The organism is Tsukamurella strandjordii, from assembly GCF_039525985.1.
Taxonomy (GTDB): domain Bacteria; phylum Actinomycetota; class Actinomycetes; order Mycobacteriales; family Mycobacteriaceae; genus Tsukamurella; species Tsukamurella strandjordii.
Genome location: NZ_BAAAII010000004.1, coordinates 105140 through 122787, shown reverse-complemented (window position 1 = coordinate 122787; position 17648 = coordinate 105140). Strand labels below are relative to the sequence as shown.

18 protein-coding genes are annotated in these 17648 nt (G+C 69.7%); 16 read left to right on the top strand and 2 right to left on the bottom strand.

The features are described 5' to 3' along the window. Positions 1-46: 46 nt before the first annotated feature. The 15 genes from ABD108_RS06535 to ABD108_RS06465 all read left to right on the top strand — a co-directional run bounded on the left by ABD108_RS06535 (position 47) and on the right by ABD108_RS06465 (position 14738). Entirely contained in the window at positions 47-430 is a 384-nt protein-coding gene (locus tag ABD108_RS06535; RefSeq protein ID WP_220657618.1) for a YciI family protein, read from the top strand. A 30-nt stretch (positions 431-460) separates the two neighbouring features. Next, a complete protein-coding gene (locus tag ABD108_RS06530; protein ID WP_343929827.1) occupies positions 461-1732 on the top strand; it encodes an RNA polymerase sigma factor in 1272 nt (423 codons plus the stop codon). Between the two features lie 41 nt (positions 1733-1773). Then, positions 1774-2778, top strand: coding sequence for a dTDP-glucose 4,6-dehydratase (gene rfbB, locus ABD108_RS06525; protein ID WP_343929826.1), 1005 nt, complete (start codon positions 1774-1776; stop codon positions 2776-2778). 124 nt (positions 2779-2902) lie between these two features. Beyond that, a complete protein-coding gene (gene kstR, locus ABD108_RS06520) occupies positions 2903-3529 on the top strand; it encodes a cholesterol catabolism transcriptional regulator KstR (RefSeq protein ID WP_220657616.1) in 627 nt (208 codons plus the stop codon). Positions 3530-3658: 129 nt separating this feature from the next. Next, positions 3659-4477: an MlaE family ABC transporter permease gene (locus ABD108_RS06515; RefSeq protein WP_305111304.1), complete on the top strand. Its 819-nt coding sequence runs from the start codon at positions 3659-3661 to the stop codon at positions 4475-4477. Beyond that, positions 4477-5298 (top strand): MlaE family ABC transporter permease, encoded by an 822-nt coding sequence (locus tag ABD108_RS06510; protein ID WP_220657614.1) that lies wholly within the window; start codon positions 4477-4479, stop codon positions 5296-5298. The genes ABD108_RS06515 and ABD108_RS06510 overlap by 1 nt, the downstream gene beginning before the upstream one ends. Positions 5299-5307: 9 nt before the next feature. Next, positions 5308-6342: an MlaD family protein gene (locus tag ABD108_RS06505; RefSeq protein WP_343929825.1), complete on the top strand. Its 1035-nt coding sequence runs from the start codon at positions 5308-5310 to the stop codon at positions 6340-6342. Positions 6343-6345: 3 nt separating this feature from the next. Beyond that, positions 6346-7344, top strand: coding sequence for an MlaD family protein (locus ABD108_RS06500; protein ID WP_220657612.1), 999 nt, complete (start codon positions 6346-6348; stop codon positions 7342-7344). Beyond that, positions 7341-8333, top strand: a complete 993-nt coding sequence (locus ABD108_RS06495; protein WP_343930081.1) for an MlaD family protein — start codon at positions 7341-7343, stop codon at positions 8331-8333. Before ABD108_RS06500 ends, ABD108_RS06495 begins: the two co-directional genes overlap by 4 nt. After that, positions 8303-9418 carry an MlaD family protein gene (locus ABD108_RS06490; protein ID WP_343929824.1) on the top strand — a complete coding sequence of 372 codons (1116 nt, stop codon included), beginning with the start codon at positions 8303-8305 and terminating at the stop codon, positions 9416-9418. Before ABD108_RS06495 ends, ABD108_RS06490 begins: the two co-directional genes overlap by 31 nt. Continuing rightward, a complete protein-coding gene (locus ABD108_RS06485) occupies positions 9415-10434 on the top strand; it encodes an MlaD family protein (RefSeq protein WP_305111308.1) in 1020 nt (339 codons plus the stop codon). Before ABD108_RS06490 ends, ABD108_RS06485 begins: the two co-directional genes overlap by 4 nt. Continuing rightward, entirely contained in the window at positions 10431-11513 is a 1083-nt protein-coding gene (locus ABD108_RS06480) for an MlaD family protein (protein ID WP_343929823.1), read from the top strand. The genes ABD108_RS06485 and ABD108_RS06480 overlap by 4 nt, the downstream gene beginning before the upstream one ends. Positions 11514-11534: 21 nt before the next feature. Continuing rightward, complete coding sequence (locus ABD108_RS06475; RefSeq protein WP_343929822.1) at positions 11535-13619, top strand: acyl-CoA dehydrogenase family protein; 2085 nt, start codon at positions 11535-11537, stop codon at positions 13617-13619. 126 nt (positions 13620-13745) lie between these two features. Next, positions 13746-14531, top strand: a complete 786-nt coding sequence (locus ABD108_RS06470) for a 2-keto-4-pentenoate hydratase (protein WP_343929821.1) — start codon at positions 13746-13748, stop codon at positions 14529-14531. An 18-nt stretch (positions 14532-14549) separates the two neighbouring features. Next, on the top strand, positions 14550-14738 hold the full coding sequence (locus ABD108_RS06465; protein ID WP_220657605.1) for a ferredoxin: 189 nt from the start codon (positions 14550-14552) through the stop codon (positions 14736-14738). Between the two features lie 88 nt (positions 14739-14826). Here the strand turns inward: ABD108_RS06465 and dmpG are convergent, their stop codons facing one another. Next, complete coding sequence (dmpG, locus tag ABD108_RS06460) at positions 14827-15876, bottom strand: 4-hydroxy-2-oxovalerate aldolase (protein WP_343929820.1); 1050 nt, start codon at positions 15874-15876, stop codon at positions 14827-14829. Next, positions 15873-16781 carry an acetaldehyde dehydrogenase (acetylating) gene (locus tag ABD108_RS06455; RefSeq protein WP_343929819.1) on the bottom strand — a complete coding sequence of 303 codons (909 nt, stop codon included), beginning with the start codon at positions 16779-16781 and terminating at the stop codon, positions 15873-15875. Before ABD108_RS06455 ends, dmpG begins: the two co-directional genes overlap by 4 nt. 40 nt (positions 16782-16821) lie before the next feature. Here ABD108_RS06455 and ABD108_RS06450 point away from each other — a divergent pair, with 40 nt between their 5' ends. Continuing rightward, positions 16822-17580: an IclR family transcriptional regulator gene (locus ABD108_RS06450; RefSeq protein WP_343929818.1), complete on the top strand. Its 759-nt coding sequence runs from the start codon at positions 16822-16824 to the stop codon at positions 17578-17580. Positions 17581-17648: the final 68 nt, after the last annotated feature.

The following is a 17648-nucleotide window of genomic DNA, read 5'->3' as shown; positions in this document are numbered from 1 at the left end:
GTCCGTGCGACAGTGCAAGAAACCGCTCACAGAAGGACTGATCGATATGCCACGTTTCATGGGACTGGTACGGATGGAAGAGGGCGCGGCGGTCGGAACGCCGCCGCAGGCGTTGTTCGATGCGATGGACGCCTACATCGGCGAGCAGGCCGCCAAGGGCGTCTTCCTGGACGGCGGTGGCTTGTACGGCACCGAGGACGCGGTGAACTTCGTGGTCCGCCAGGGCGAGGTCACCCGGGTCGACGGCCCCTACGCCGAGGCCAAGGAGGTCGTCGGCGGGTGGGCGCTGCTGCAGTACGACACCGTCGAGGAGGCGATCGCCGGACAGCAGGACTTCGCCGACCTGCACGCGAAGTACTGGCCGGAGGTGTCCATGGTGGCCACGCTCCGTCAGATCTCCGACGAGCAGCCCACGCCGTCCGACGCCTGATGCACCGGTGGTGGTCCTAGGCTGGTGTTCGTGCCAGCCGGGACCACCGCCGAAGCGATCACCGCCACCTGGCGGGCCGAATCGGTCCGCCTCGTGGGCGCGCTCACCCGGATGACGCGCAGTATCCAGCTCGCCGAGGACCTCGCGCAGGACGCGCTCGTCGCCGCGCTCGAGCAGTGGCCCACCGCCGGTGTGCCGACCAATCCGGCGGCCTGGCTGATGACCACCGCCAAGCGCCGCGGTATCGATCACATCCGCCGCGCGGAGACCCTGCGCCGCAAGACCGAGGAGCTCGGCCGTGACCTGCGGGAGGAGGACGGCATGCCCGACCTCGACGCCCAGGTGGATTTCATCGAGGACGATGCGCTGCGCCTGATCTTCCTGTCCTGCCATCCCTCGCTCACCCCCGAGTCCCGCGCCGCCCTCACCCTGCGCGTGGTGGGCGGCCTGACCACCGGCGAGATCGCCCGCGGCTTCCTGGTCTCGGAATCGACCATGGGGCAGCGGATCTCCCGGGCGAAGAAGACCCTCACCACCGCCCGCGCGGAGTTCGAACTCCCGACGGGCGCCGAACGCGAGCGCCGCCTCGACGATGTGATGGCCGTGATCTACCTGATCTTCAACGAGGGCTACGCCGCGACGGCGGGCGACGACTGGATGCGTCCCGAGCTCGCCCGCGAGGCGATCCGCCTGGCCCGGATGCTGGCCGGCCTGGCCCCCGACGAGCCGGAGACCCACGGCCTGCAGGCCCTCGTCGAGCTGCAGGGCTCGCGCCTGGACGCGCGGGTCGACACGGCCGGCCGGCCGGTACTGCTCGACGATCAGGACCGGGCGCGCTGGGACCGGCTGCTGATCCGCCGCGGCCTCGGGGCGCTGGCCCGCGCCGAGGAGCTCGCGCGCGCCGGGCGGCCGGTGGGCCGCTACTACCTGCAGGCCGCGATCGCGGCACAGCACGCGCGCGCCGCGTCTCCCGCCGAGACCGACTGGCCCCGCATCGCACGCCTGTACGACGCGCTGGCGCAGGCCGCACCCGGTCCGGTGGTGGAGGTCAACCGGGCGGTGGCGCACGGCCGGGCCTTCGGTCCGGACGCCGGGCTCGCCGTGCTCGACGCCGTCGATCCGGCGGCGCTGGGCAATTCCCCGCTGATCCCGAGCGTGCGCGGCGATCTGCTGGAACGCGCCGGACGCCATGCCGAGGCCGCCGCACGGTTCGACGAGGCGGCGGGGCGCACCCGCAACGCCGGGGAACGCACCCTGCTGGCCGACCGCGCGGCGCGCAGCCGGGCCGCCGTTCACGGATAGCCTGCGCGGACCGGGCGTTGCAGCCGCACTACCCTGGTCGCATGAACATCGTGGTCACCGGCGGCGCCGGTTTCATCGGCGCGAACTTCGTGCGGCGCACCGTCGCCACCCGTCCCGATGCGGCGATCACCGTGCTCGACGCCCTGACCTACGCGGCCAACGAGTCCTCGCTCGACGAGGTGCGCGGTTCCGTCGACTTCGTCAAGGGATCGATCACCGATCCGGCAGTGGTCGACGAGCTGGTGGCGGGCGCGGACGCGGTGGTCAACTTCGCCGCCGATACCCATAACGACAACTCCCTGTCCGATCCGTGGCCCTTCCTGGACACCAACATCCGCGGTACCGCGGTCCTGTTGGACGCGGTGCGCCGGCACGATGTGCGGCTGCACCACATCTCCACCGACGAGGTCTTCGGCGATCTACCGCTGGACACCCCGGAGCGGTTCACCGAGGAGACCCCGTACCGCCCGTCGAGCCCGTACTCGGCGTCGAAGGCCTCGTCGGATCACCTGGTGCGGGCCTGGGTGCGCAGCTTCGGGGTGCGGGCCACGATCTCGAACTGCTCCAACAACTACGGGCCGTACCAGCACGTGGAGAAGTTCATCCCGCGACAGATCACCAACGTCCTCAGCGGGGTGCGGCCCAAGCTGTACGGCTCGGGCGTGAACGTGCGCGACTGGATCCACGTGGACGACCACAACGATGCGGTGTGGGCGATCCTCGACCGGGGCGCGATCGGCGAGACCTATCTGATCGGGGCCGACGGTGAGCGGTCCAACCGGGACGTGCTGGCGATGATCCTCGAGGTGATGGGACGCCCGGCGGACGACTTCGATGTGGTGCCCGACCGTGCCGGACACGATCTGCGGTACGCGATCGACTCCTCGAAGATCCGCCGCGACCTGGGGTGGGAGCCCGCACACGCCGATTTCGCCGGCGGTCTCGCGGCGACCGTCGAGTGGTACGCGGCGCACCGGTCGTGGTGGGAGTCGTCCAAGGCCGGGGTGGAGGCCGGATACGCCCGCCGGGAGCAGCCGGGAGTGTGATCTTCGTCGAATAGGGGCCGGAAACCACAGGTATCCGACGATAACCTGTTTCAATTGTCAAAACCTCCGGGCGCCTCGATCAGGCCGCTCGGAGCCACGTCGATCGAAACAGAGGTGACCCTCCATGCCGCCCGAAGGCACAACCGCCGCCGCTCCGGTAGCCCCCGCCGCGCCCGCCCGCGACGAACTGGACACCGCCGGCCAGCGGGAGCGTCGCAAGCGGATCATCGACGCCACGCTCGCCCTGGCCCGCAAGGGCGGCTACGACGCCGTGCAGATGCGTGCCGTGGCCAAGAAGGCCGATGTGGCCCTGGGCACCCTGTACCGCTACTTCCCGTCGAAGGTGCACCTGCTGGTCGCCGGCCTGGTGAGCCAGTTCGAGCGCGCGGGCGACCGGATCGGCAAGGCGACGGTGCCGGGCGACACCAACGCCGAGCGCCTGATGTTCGTGCTCGACCGCAACACCCAGGCCCTGCAGCGGGCACCGCTGCTCACCGAGGCGATGGTGCGCGCCTTCATGTTCGCCGATGCCACCGCCGCGGCCGAGGTGGAGCGGGTCGGACGACTGCTGGAGGGGATGTTCGCGCACGCGCTCGGCGTCGAGAACCCGACCGACGAACAGCGCGACACCTTCCACCTGATCGCGGACGTCTGGATGGCCAATCTGGTCGCCTGGGTCACCCATCGGGCCTCGGCTTCGGAGGTGCAAAAGCGCCTGGGTGTCGCGGTCAATTTGCTGATAAAAGACTGAGAAAGACACCCTGTCATCGCAGGTCACCCGGTAAACAACTGAAACACGTACTAGTTTTGCCGCCCGCTTGCTACGCTCCGTTCGCACCTAGCGGAAGAGGAGCGCGATGCTGGAGTTCGGAGACGTGGCGTGAGGGCCGCGGCGCTGTACCGGCTGTACCAGTTCGCGGCGATCTTCACCCGCAGCCTGGCGACCATCGGCCGGTCGGTCCTGCTGGCCCGGTCGATCATCGTGTGGACGGTGCGCGGCATCGTCAAGGGGAACTTCGCGGTCGGTGAGACCATCACCCAGGCCGTCACCCTGCTGCGCGTCACCACGCTGCCCGCCATCCTGGTCGCGATCCCCTTCGGCGCCGTCGTCTCGGTGCAGGTGGGTGCTCTGGTCGACACGGTCGGCGCCAACTCCCTGGTCGGCGCGGCCAGCGGAATCGGCATCATCCGGCAGGGTGCCCCGCTCGCCACGGGTGTCCTGCTCGGCGGTGTCTGCGCCTCCGCCATCGCCGCCGACCTCGGCTCGCGCACGGTCCGTGAGGAACTGCAGGCGATGCAGGTCATGGGCGTCGATCCGATCGCCCGCCTGATCGCGCCCCGCATGCTGGCGCTGATGATCATCGCGCCGATGCTGCTGGTCGCGATCGTCGCCGTCGCGATGCTCATCGCGCTCACCGTCTCCGTGTGGCAGTTCGGGCTCAGCTCGGGCGGCTTCTGGTCGTCGTTCGGCGCCTTCTCGGCACCGTCCGATCTCGCCTTCGCGGTACTCAAGGCCGAGACCGGCGCCATGATCGTCGGACTGGTCGCGGGCCTGCGCGGCCTGGAGGCCAGCGGCGGTCCGCGCGGCGTGGCCGACGGCGTGAACTCCTCAGTGGTGCTGTCGATCACGCTGATCTTCCTGTCCTTCCTGGGACTCACCCAGATCCAGACCATGTTCTTCCCGAGTCAGGTGGCGTGATGACCACCGCCTCAGCCTCGAAGCCCGTCACCGCGGTCGCCCGGATCGGCGAAGCCGTCCTGTTCGTCGCGCAGTCGATCTACCTGGTACCCGTCGCGCTGCGGAAGTACCGCGGCGAAACCTCCAGTGTGCTCAAGACTCTCGCCTGGGGCCGCGGTTCGGTGATCGTCGACGGCGGCGTCGTGGTGATGATGGTGATCCTCGGCGCGGCCAGCGGCGCCGCCGTGGCGATCGAGGCCTACGCGGGCCTGAACCTGATCGGCTTCGGGCCGCTCACCGGCGTCATCGGCGGCCTGGCGAACATCCGGGAGATGATCCCCATCTCCGCCGGCATCGGCTTCGCCGCCCAGGCCGGCTGCCGGATGACGGCGCAGATCGGCTCGATGCGCATCGCCGAGGAGATCGACGCCGTCGAGGCACTCGGCATCCGCTCGATCCCCTACGTGGTGAGCACCCGCCTCATCGCCGGCATCGTGGTGGTGATCCCGGCCTACCTGCTCACGCTGCTGCTGGCGTTCCTCACCTGCAAGCTGATCGTGGTGGTCTTCCACGGCCAGGCGCAGGGCACCTACAACCACTACTTCGAGCAGTTCCTCAGCCCGGGCGACATCCTGCTCTCCACGGTGAAGGCCGTCGTCTTCTGCGCCGCGGTCACCATCATCCACTGCTACTACGGCTATTTCGCCAAGGGCGGCCCGGAGGGCGTGGGCCTGGCCAGCGGTCGCGCGGTGCGCGCCAGCCTGGTGACGGTGCTGACCCTGGACTTCATTCTGACCATCGTGATGTGGGGCGTCACTCCCACGATCATCTTCAAGGGATAGGGGGGACCGATGTACGAACTGCTCGGAGGAACCCCGCAGCGCCAGCAGAAGATCTTCGTCACGCTGGGCGCGGCCGCGGTGGCGGTGGCGTTGATCGGCGTGCTCGTGGCCGTGATCTCCTCCCGGATCCCGGATTCCGATGATCGGCTGGCGCTCACCGTCGAATCGGCCGATGTGGGTCCCGGCGTGAAGGCCGGTACCCGGGTCACCCTGCGCGGGGTGCCGGTCGGCGAGGTCAAGGCCGTCGAGATCCCCCGGCCCGGCCAGGCCCGGGTGGCGATCCGGCTCGACCAGGGCGGCATCCGCGGCCTCACCGACGCGCTCGCCGTGCGGTACCAGCCCGGTAACTACTTCGGCGTCACCGAGATGGCGCTCCTGCCGCGCGGCGGTGGTACGGCGCTGCGCAGCGGCGCCACCCTGCGGCCCCCGTCGAGCAACGACACCATCTCCGATCTGCTCACCCGCAGCTCGATATCGGTGGGCGGTGTGATGACACCGCAGCTCATCGACGTCACCAAGAAGGCCACCAAGTACACCCAGGCGATCACCCCGCTGCTGGAAGTGGCCTTCGCCGTCGAGCGGCAGAACGCGCTGTCGACGCAGGTGCCGATCGGCACCACCCTGCGCACCGTGCGCACCACGGTCGACGGGGTGCCGGGCATCATCGAGGCGGCCTTCGAGGGCTGGTTCGTCCCGCAGCTGCGCGGCGGTGAGAAGGCCGGCACGCTCGACTTCGTCGTGAACTCCTACGACAAGGTCGATGCCACCACCACCCTGCTCGGCACCGGCTTCTTCACCCCGCTGGCCGATATGTTCGGCTCGCACGAGGCGGATTTCAAGCCGGGAACCGTTCTGCTGCAGGTGATCATGGACGCCACCACCAAGGTGATGCGCACCGTGAGCATCCCGCGCCAGGTGATCCCCATGATCTCGGGCCTCAACTCGGCCTTCGTCACCGTCCCGGAGGGCACCGCGCTGCGCATGAACGTCGTCGCCGACCGCTTCCCGGCCGCCGCCTCGGTCCTGTCGACGGGGGGTCGCTGAGCCATGCGCACCAAGAACACTCGCGCCGCGATCTGGCTGGCGGTCGCCCTGGTGATCACCCTGCTCGTCTCGGCGGGCATCTTCGCCGCGCTGCGCAATCCGGTGGACGGCGACACCCGCGGCTACGAGGCCCACCTGTCCGACGCCTCCGGCCTGCGGGTGGGCAGCGACGTGCGGCTGCGCGGCGTGCTCATCGGCAAGGTCACATCGGTCGACGTGCGCGGCACCGACACCGGCAACGAGGCCGTGGTCGGGTTCACCGCGCAGAACCAGCATCCGGTCACCTCCACCACGCGCGTGGCCGTCAAGTACCGCAACCTCACCGGTGAACGCTTCATCGAGGTGGAGCCCGGAACCTCGGGGGGCGGCATCCCCACCACGTCGATCCCGATGTCGCGGACCACCCCGTCGTTCGACATCACCACGCTGTTCAACGGTCTCGCCCCGGTGCTGCGCACGCTGAGCCCGGACGATGTGAACGAGCTGACCCGCAACCTGCTCGGCCTGTTGCAGGGCGACGACACCACCGCCGCGCAGACCTTCGGCGCCATCGACAAGATCACCGCGAACCTCGCCGACCGGCAGGTGGTGATCAAGACGCTGATCGACAACGTGACCCGCGTGGCGAACATGATCAACGACTACTCGCCGCAGGTGGTGGAGTTCGTCACCAACTTCGATCTGCTGCTGACGAAGGTGCTCGAGAACCTCGACGAGTTCCGCCGGACCGCCACCTACGGACCGGGTTTCGGTGCCGCGACGAACCGCACGCTCACGGCGCTCGGACTGTCCAAGGAGCTCGATGTGGAGCGCCTGTTCACCACCGCGTTCAAGGACCCGCAGGCGGCGGTCCAGGCGATGAGCAAGCTACCGGGGCTGTTCACCGGCGTGGCCGCGCTCCTCGGCACCCCGCCCACCACCTGCTCCAAAGGCGAGGCCCAGCTCCCGAAGTCGACCACGGTGCTGCTCGGCGGCACGAATGTGACGGTGTGCCTGAAATGATCTTCACCGGCCGTCCCCCGTTCCGGGGGCTCATGACCCGCACCACCAAGATCGGTGCCGTCGCGGTCACGATCGCGCTGCTCATCACCGCCGGGCTCGCGTACGTGTACGTGCGCCCGCCCGGCCAGAAGGAGCTCTCGTTCACCACGCAGGACGCCGCGCTGATCAAGGCGGGCGTGGAGGTACGCGCCTCGGGCGTCCGGATCGGATCGGTCAAGTCCGTTGAGCTCGAACGTGATTCCGTCCGGGTCACGGCGCGCATCGACGACGGGGTCTTCGTGGGCGATCAGACCTCGGTCGCGGTCCGCATGCTCACCGTGGCCGGCGGCTTCTACGTGGCCGTCACCTCGGCGGGCAAGGCCGCGTTGGGCGACAAGCCGATCCCGAGCTCCCGGGTGAGCCTGCCGTACAGCATCGGCGATCTGCTGCAGGACGTCCCCGAGAAGCTGGTGCCCATCGACCGTACCCAGCTCGCAACGTCGATCAAGGCGCTGAGCACCGGCCTCGACGCCAACCCCGGCTCCGTCGACAGCATCGTCGAGGGCGTGAACTCACTGGTCGGGCAGCTCACCGAACAGCGTGATCAGGTGGGCCGCATCATCAACGTGAGCACCCAGTACGCCACCGGCTTCGCCGATCAGCGGGAGACCATCATGACGATGATCCGCAAGGCCTCCCTCGCGATCGTCACGCTGGACCAGACCGCCGCCAACTTCGGGCTCGCCTATGTGGGCCTGGCGGGCATGTTCGGCAAGATCAAGCCCTTCCTCGATCTGTACTGGAAGTACCGCGAGCAGCTCGGGAACGCCTTCACCACCATCGAATCCGCGCTGAAGACCACGAACGTCACCATCCCCGCCATGATCGGCGAGCTGCAGAAGTCGATCGACACCATGCAGAAGGGGCTGGAGAAGCAGGGCAAGCCGATGTCGCCCGACGCCGTCCTCGCCAGCAAGCTGTGCTTCCCCACCGCGACGGTGAGCTGCTGATGCGGCCCGGGAAGATCGGCCTGCTCACGGTCGTCGGCACGCTCGCGCTGACGGCGGTCCCGGTGGGCACCGGGACCGCACAGGCGGCCTCGTCGAGCACGCTGTGCGCCTTCCTCGCCGACGGCATCGGTCTGTATCCGGACAACGACGTCACGCAGATGGGCGTGAAGATCGGCTCGGTCCGCAAGGTCGAACCGCAGGCCGACGGCGTGAAGGTCACCTTCGACGTGTCCGGACGCACGCTGCCGGCGTCGGTCAAGGCCGTCACCCGGGCCACCTCGATCCTGGCCGACCGCACCCTCGAACTCGTGGGCAACTACTCCACCGGTCCCACCCTCGGCTCCGAGAACTGCATCGGCCGGAACAACACCGCCACCCCGAAGTCGATCTCCGAGACCACGGAATCGGCGACCCGCCTCGTGGATTCGGTCACCGAGGGCGGCGCCTCGGCAGATCTCGGGAAGCTGCTCACCACGCTCGACAAGGAGGTCGGCCCCAGCGTTCCGCCGCAGGCCGCCCGCAGCCTCACCAACCTGTCGACGCTGCTCAGCGATCCCGCCGGTTTCCTCGGGGACGTGACCACGGTGGTCAGCAACGTGCGGCCGCTCATGCAGAGCTTCGACGCGCAGTGGGGCGAGATGCTGCTCACGCTGCAGCACGCGGCCAACGTGATGGATCAGTACGGTCGCGTCACCTTCCCCGCGGTCTCCGAGATCTTCCAGACGCTGCCCGTCTTCTTCCTGGTCGGTGACGATGCGATGCGCCGCTACGGCGCGATCCTGCGGCCCGGTGGCACGCTCGCCGCCGATGCCGTGAAGCTGGCGGCCACATCGGTGCGCTCGAACGAGGCGCTCGCGAAGATGCTCCCGGTATTCGGGTCCCAGATCGCGCCCTACCTGCCCCGGGGCGACGGTGCCGAGACCACCGTGGCGGGCGTGCCCGTCACCACGGTCGCCACGCGCGATCCGGCGGCCCTGTGCGCCCGCGTCAATGCCGAGGTCCCGGGCGCGTGCTCGGTGGCCGGCGGCTCCGCCCAGGTGGCCACCGTCAACCTGCTCCAGCTGCCCCTCCAGGGAGGTCGATGATGAGGCGAACGGTGCGGTGGCTACCGCGTCCGGTATCGGCCACCCTCGCGGTGGTCGCCGCCGCCACCCTCACGGGGTGCACGGTGAGCCCGGCGAACATGGACCTGCGCAATCCGCTGTCCGACGGTGATCAGTACGAGTTGAAGATGGAGTTCGCCGACGTCCTGAACCTCCCGGTGGGCGCGCGGCTCGCGCTGGGCGGGCTCACCGTGGGGCGGGTCAAAGCGGTCTCGCTCGGGGAGTCCGCGGCCACGGTCACCACCCGCGTGGACAAGACCGTCGCCCTCCCGTCCGACATCCACGCCTCGGTGCTGCAGGACACCCTGCTCGGTGAGGCCTACGTGCGGCTCGAGGCGCCCGAGAAGCCCTCGCCCAGCTCCACTCAGCTGCGCGCCGGGGCCACGCTTCCCCTCGCACAGACGAGTCCGCCGCGGTCGGTGGAGAGCACCCTGACGATTCTCGCCGACTACTTCGGCAGCGGTTCGGTGCAGGACATCAGCCGCACCATCACGAAGCTGAACACCTCACTGCCCAAGGAGCGCCCGCAGTTCGAGCAGCTCTCCACCCAGCTCAGCCGTGATGTGACGGGTATCGGCGCGTCGACCGCCGAGGTGAACCGTCTGCTCGATTCGGTGTCCGAGATGGCGGACCGCACCGCCAAGCAGGAGGCCAACTTCAAGTACACGCTCAGCCCGTACAACATGAAGTACTGGAAGAACCAGGGCAAGCTGATGTCCAACATCGGCGTGCTGCTCCCCGCCGTCGGCGGCATGCTGCAGCAGGGGTACTGGCTGATCCCGCTGATGAACTCGTCATCGGACCTGTTCGAACTGCTCACCGCCGATATGGTCTCGCTGGGTACCGCCATCCACGGCGGCTCGATCCTGGTGAACAAGAACCTCGCCCCGTTCGTCGCCAAGCCCACCGTGAAGGTGGAGTCCGTGCGCAGCGCGAGCGGCGAGGACCTCTCGCCGTCCGCGGTGAAACTCCTGCGGATGATCGGACAGGCACGATGACGCGCTCGGGTCTCGCCTCGGCCCTGGGGCTGGCGGCTCTGGTCGTGGTCTCGGTGCTGCTGCTGGGACAGCAGGGCGTGCAGTGGCTCTCACCGTCCGGACAGCGCACCGCCTACATCCAGCTGACCGACGCGAACGGGCTCATGGAGGGCTCGCGGGTGCTCGACCGCGGTGTCGAGGTGGGCACTGTGAAGGCGCTGCGCGTGGACGCCGACCGGGTCGAGGTGGAGGTGCGCTACGCCAAGGACACCCGGATCAACGCCGGCGCGAAGGTGCGGGTCCAGAACCTCTCCGGCCTGGGCGAGACCTACCTGACGCTGTCGAAGGGCGACGGTCCGCCGCTGCCCGACGGTGCCCGGCTGGCCGGGATCGTGGACACCTCGGACTCCACCATCGGCGCCCTGTCGAGTTCGCTGTCGCGCTTGATGAGCCAGCTCGATCCGGGCACGGTGCAGCGGCTGCTCAAGCGGGCCGATGCGGCGCTGCCGGAACAGCAGCAGACGGTGCCCACCATCGATGCCGGCGCGGTCCTCACCGCCACCGCGATCCTGCGGCAGCTCCCCGATATCGGGGACATCCTCAAGTCCTTCAACTCGATCACGCCGCGCGCCGATCAGATCGGGCCGCTGCTGCTCTCGCTCGACGCCCCGCTGCGCACCTTCGGCAAGGGCTACGGCGAGATGGCTCCGTTCGCTGTCTCGTACATCATGGAGGGCGACTACCCCAACGTGATCAAGGACGGCATGCTGGAGCTGTTCAAGGTGATCCAGAAGTTCGAGGACGATGCCGCGCCCAGCGTGAAGTACCTCTCGGAGCTCGTGCTGCCCTCGGCTCGCGCCATCGCGGAGCCGCTGTCGACGATCAACGCGGGCCAGTTGCTCGACACCGCTTTGGGATCGGTGCGCGGCCGCGACGGTGTCACGCTGCGGCTGGCACCGGCGGGCGGCGCACCGCAGCCCTCGGCCCGGCCGTCCGCGGCACCGTCCGGCTCGCCTTCCGTCGCGGCGTCGCCGAAGCCCTCCGGGAAGCCGGCACCGTCCTCGCCCGCACCGTCGCCCTCCCCCACCAAGCCCCGCTGATCCGCGGGCCGAAGGAGAACCGTGGCCCTCGCCGTCACCGATGTCCAGCTCGCGCTGTCCGATTCGATCCGGGATTGGGCCGAGCGCGCCCACCCGATCGACGCGGTTCGGTCGGGTGATTCCGGCGCCGCCGAGAAGGTCTGGCGCGGGCTCGCCGAGATCGGCGTCTTCGGCATCACGCTGGCGGAGGAGCTCGGCGGCATGGGCGGAACCGCCGAGGACGCGGCCGCGGCGGTCGAGGCGGCCACGCTGGCGCTCGCGCCGGGGCCCGTCTCGGGGACCGTCACGGTGGCGGCCCTGCTGGAGGACCTGCTCCGCGGCACCGACCGGCTGGCGGCGGTCCGTGAGTCCCTGGCGGCGGGCGAGGCGCGCGCGGCGCTGGTGCTCGGTGGCGACGGGGCCCTCGCCGTCGATGCGACCCCCGGATCGCACCTGCTGGTGGCGTCCCCGTCCGGCACCTGGCACCTGCTGCCCCCGGGGCATCCCGGCGTCGTCGTCGATCCGCAGGAGGCGTTGGACGCCTCGCGGCCCCTGGGCCGGATCCGCCTGCAGGAGCCGGTCTTCGCGGAGGACACGGCGGTTCCCGGGCTCACCGCGGAGTCCGCGCGCGCCTGGTTCGGCACCTTCGCGGCCGCGGAGGCGTCGGCCGTGGCGTCGTGGGCCCTGCGCACCGCCGCCGCGTACGCGAAGGTGCGCGTGCAGTTCGGCAAGCCGATCGGTTCCTTCCAGGCGATCAAGCAGATCGCGGCCGACATGCTGTGTCGCGCGGAGCAGGCCGCCGCGCTGGCCTGGGACGCGGCGCGTAGTGCGGGTACCGGTGCCGAACACGAACTGGCCGCCGCGGTCGCGGCGGCGGGGGCGGTGGACGCCGCGGTCGCGAACGCCAAGGACGCGATCCAGGTGCTCGGCGGCATCGGCTTCACCTGGGAGCACGACGCGCACCTGTACCTGCGGCGCGCCGTGGCCCTGCGCCAATTGCTCGGCGGCACCGACGGTCTGCGGCGCCGGGCCGCCGAACTCGCGCGCCGCGGGGTGCGCCGCACCTACGACTACGCGGTGGAGGGCGACCACGCGGGTGCCGCCGCGCAGGCGCAGGCGATCGCCGCGCTTCCCGAGGGCGAACGTCGCCGCGCCCTGGCCGAATCCGGTCTGCTGGTGCCGCATTGGGCGCCGCCCTACGGCCGCGGCGCGGGTCCGGCGGAGCAGATCGTGCTGGACGCGGCGCTCGATGCCGCGGGGATCCAGCGGCCGCCGCTGGTGATCGGGGCGTGGGCCGCGCCCACGGTGCTGGAACACGGCACCCCGGAGCAGGCGGAGCGCTTCGTGTGGCCCACGCTGCTGGGCGAGATCACCTGGTGCCAGCTGTTCAGCGAGCCGGAGGCCGGATCCGATCTGGCGGCGCTGCGCACGCGTGCCGTCCGCACCGAGGGCGGCTGGCTGCTCACCGGGCAGAAGGTGTGGACCTCGCTGGCACACGCCGCCGATTGGGCGATCTGCCTGGCTCGCACCGATGCCGAGGCTCCGAAACACAAGGGCATCACCTACTTCCTGGTCGATATGCGCTCCCCCGGGATCGAGATCCGGCCGTTGCGCGAGATCACCGGCGACGAGCGGTTCAACGAGGTCTTCCTGGAGGAGGTCTTCGTGCCCGACGAGTGCGTCGTCGGGCAGGTGAACGGCGGCTGGCGGCTGGCGCGCACCACGCTCGCCAACGAGCGGGTGGCGATGAGCGGCAGCGGCCTCGGCGCCCGGCTGGAGGCACTGATCGACCGCCCCGAGATCGACGATGCCGAGCTCGGCGGCCTGATCACCGAGGCCGCCTCGTGCGCCCTGCTCGATCTGCGTGCCGTGATCGCCAGCGTCGGCGGACAGGACCCGGGCCCGGCGTCGAGCGTGCGCAAGTTGGTGGGCGTGCAGCACCGTCAGGCGGTCGCGGAGGCCTGGCTCCTCTGCCTGGGTCCCGACGGTGCCCTCGCCGGCCCCGAGGATCCCGAGGATGAGCGCTACGAATTCCTCCTCACCCGCTGCCTCTCCATCGCCGGCGGCACCTCCCAGATCCTCCGCAACGTGGCCGCCGAACGCCTCCTCGGCCTCCCCCGCGACTGACCCCCTCTGACTTAACGTTGTTAGCCCACACCGCCACCAGGCGATTCGCCTGCACACACTGCTAGCTACCCATCGGTAGCGAGCGGTTTCGCCGCGCAGCACTGGAACGTGTTCTACCATCGGGGCATGGATGAATCCGCCGTCTCCGCAGCGGCCGACGCCCTGCAGGGCGCGTACACCACCGGAACCCCGATCGAGCCGATCATCGGCACGTTCCCGGAGGCCACCATCACCGACGCCTACCGGATCCAGCAGGAGCAGGTGCGCCGCTGGGAAGCCGCGGGCGACGCGGTCAAGGGCCACAAGGTGGGCCTTGCCTCGCTGGCGATGCAGCGTCAGATGAACGTCTTCGAGCCCGACTTCGGCCACCTGACGGCGTCGATGTTCCACCTCGAACACCTTCCGATCGACGCGTCGGGGTGGCTGCAGCCGCGGATCGAACCGGAGATCGGCTTCATCCTGGGGCGCGAGCTGCGCGGCCCCGGCGTGACCGTCGCGGATGCGATCCGCGCCATCGACTACGTGGTCCCGGCACTGGAGGTGGTCGATTCGCGGATCCGCGACTGGAACATCTCGATCGTCGACACGGTGGCCGACAACGCCTCGTCCGGCGGGGTCGTCCTCGGCAGCAAGCCCACCCGCATCGATGCCCTCGATCTGCGTGAGGTGGGCTGCACCTTCTGGATCAGCAACAACCAGGTGGGCACCGGTACCGGTGGCGCCGTCCTCGGCTCCCCCATCAACGCCCTGGTGTGGCTCGCGAACACCGTCGGACCGCTGGGGACCACGCTCGAACCCGGCCACGTCGTCCTGCCCGGATCGATGACGCGGGCCGAATCCGTCCGACCGGGCGACACCGTCGTCGCCGATATGGGGCCGCTCGGCTCCGTGACCGCCGTCCTCGCCCCGTAACACCCGAAGGAGAACCTCATGAAGATCATCATCGGCGATGCCTGCACGGGCTTCGGTGTGTGCGAAGGGATCCGGCCCGACATCTTCGAGGTCAACGACGAGGGCTTCGCCGAAGCCACCGACGAGGGCCTCACCGACGCGGACAAGGAAGACGTGGAGTACGCGATCAGTCAGTGCCCCACGCAGGCGATCCGCCTCGAAGACTGACACCGTACTGACTTAACAGCGTTAGCAGCAGACGTCTCCCCAGGACGCTGTGTGGGCTAACGCTGTTAAGTCATGTCCGGAGGAGGCGTCAGACCTTCTGCGCCGCGGACATCTCGACCGCGATCGCGATGATCATGTCCTCCTGGCCGCCCACGTAGCCGCGGCGACCGCACTCGTACAGGATCTCGTGCGCGGGAACGCCGTACCGGTCCGCCGCCCGCTCGGCGTGCAGCAGGAAGCTGGAGTACACCCCGGCATAGCCCTGGACGATCGAGCTGCGGTCCATCACCGGCAGGCGCGTGATGTACGGCTTCACCACGTCCTCCGCGGCCGCCATCAGGGCGTCCTTATCGGTGCCGGTGCGTACTCCGAGCCGCTCGAAGGTCGCCGCCAGCACCTCGGTGGGCGAGTTCCCCGCGCCCGCACCGAGCGCCAGGAGCGAGCCGTCGATCTGCTTGGCCCCTGCGCGGTAGGCGAGCACCGAATTGGCCACGCCGAAGCTCAGGTTCTGATGCCCGTGATAGCCCACCTGCGCGTCCTCGCCGAGCTCGGCGACGAGTGCGGCCACGCGCTCGCCCGCATCCTCCAGGATCAGTGCCCCGGCGGAATCGACCACGTACACGCACTGGCAGCCGGCATCGGCCATGATCCGGGCCTGCTTCGCCAGCCCCTCGGGCGTGGACATGTGCGAGAGCATGAGGAAGCCCACGGTCTCCAGTCCCAGATCCCGTGCGGCGCCGAAGTGCTGGATCGAGACATCGGCCTCGGTGCAATGGGTGGCGATGCGCAGCGCGCCCGCCCCGAGATCGGCCGCGACCCGGATGTCCTCGACGGTGCCGAGGCCGGGGAGCATGAGCACGGCGATCTTCGCCTGCTGCGCTTCGTCCACGGCGGCGGCGATCAGCTTGCGCTCGTCGACCAGCGAGAAGCCGTAGTTGAAGGTCGACCCGCCCAGGCCGTCGCCGTGCGTGACCTCGATCAGCGAGACACCCGCATCGTCGAGCGCGCGCACGGTGTCGCGCACGTTCTGCTCGGTGAACTGGTGGGCCATCGCGTGGCTGCCATCCCGCAGCGAGGTGTCGACGATGCGCACGTCGCGGTTCGGGTCGCTCCACAGGGCGCCGTTGATCCCGGTCATGCGTTCACTCCGTTCAGGATTCGCTGCGCGATGAGTTCGCCCGCGCGCGCGGCGGCCGCGGTCATGATGTCGAGGTTGCCCGCGTAGGTGGGCAGGTAGTCACCGTTGCCCGCGACCTCCAGGAACACGGCGACGCGCGCCTTGCCCTCCCAGCCGGGTCGGGGCTCGTCGTACTGCGGCGGCGCCTTGAGGGTGTATCCGGGCACGTACACCTGCACATCGGCCACCATCTGCTCGATCGAGGCGGTGATCGCGTCCCGATCAGCATCGGGGTCGATGGCGCAGAACACCGTGTCCCGCATGATCATCGGCGGCTCGACAGGGTTGATGATGATGATCGCCTTGCCCTTGGCGGCGCCACCGACCTCTTCGATGGCCCGCGCCGTGGTCTCGGTGAACTCGTCGATGTTGGCACGGGTGCCGGGTCCGGCGGATCGGGAGGAGACCGAGGCGACGATCTCCGCGTAGCTCACCGGCGTGATCCGGCTGACGGCGTGCACGATCGGGATGGTGGCCTGCCCACCACAGGTGATCATGTTGACGTTCGGGGCGTCGATCTTGTCCTCGAGGTTCACCACCGGGCAGGTCAGCGGCCCCACCGCCGCCGGCGTCAGGTCGACCGCCACGATCCCGGCCTCGGCGTACCGCGGCGCGTTCGCCAGATGCGCCTTCGCCGAGGTCGCCTCGAAGACGATGCGCGGCGGTTCCGGCTGCGCGAGCAGCCAATCGACGCCCTCCGCCGAGGTCTGCAGTCCCAGTTCGGCGGCCCGCTTGAGGCCGTCCGATTCCGGGTCCACGCCCACCATGTACTTCACGTTCACGTGCTCGCTGCGCCGTAGCTTGGCCAGCAGGTCCGTGCCGATGTTCCCCGGGCCGACAATGGCCGCGGTCACCTTCTCCGTCATAACCCCCACGATGCGGTGCGGTGGCTGCCACACTCAATGCATGTGTCCCGCTGAGCGGAACGACGGTGCGGTGGTCGCGCGCGTCGCCGCGCTGCTCGCCGCCTATCGCCCGGGCGACGGTGCACTCGGGGTGTCCGAGCTGGCCCGCCGCACGGGTCTACCGAAGTCGACCGCGCACCGTCTGACCGGGAACCTGGTGGACGCGGGCCTACTCGAACGCTCGGGAACATCACTGCGACTGGGACTTCGATTGTTCGAGATCGGCCAGCTCGCGACCGGGCACCGCGATCTCGTCGATGCCGCGCGACCGGTGCTCGCCGACCTGCGATCCGCCACCCGCAACACCGTCCACCTGGCACGGATGGAGGGCACCGAGGTCGTCTACTTCGAGGTACTGCCCGGTCCGGACGCTCCCGATCTGGCCTCCCGGGTGGGCGGCCGCATGCCCGCGCACGCCACCGGCGTGGGGAAGGCGATCCTGGCCTTCGCCGGCGAGCAGGCCCTCGCGCCGGTGCTCGCCACCGGTTTGCCCCGCCTGAGCACCCGCACCATCACCTCCCCCGTGATCCTGCGCCGGCAGTTGCAGCGGATCCGCGAAGAGGGGGTGGCCTACGAACGCGAGGAGTCCGGGAACGGGACGGTCTGCGTGGCCTGTCCGATCCTCGATGCCGACGGTGCCCCGGTCGCCGCCGTATCAGTGGCCGGCTGGAGCAACCGCATGCGCCCGGAGCGGGTGGCCCCCGCCGTCCGCGCCGCAGCCCTCACCCTCTCCCGCGTGGCCTCCGCCGCCCCGTCGTAACCCCCGGCCCGTCCCACCCCTGTCCCGACTTAACGTCGTTAGCCCACATCTCGTCCAGGGAGAACAGC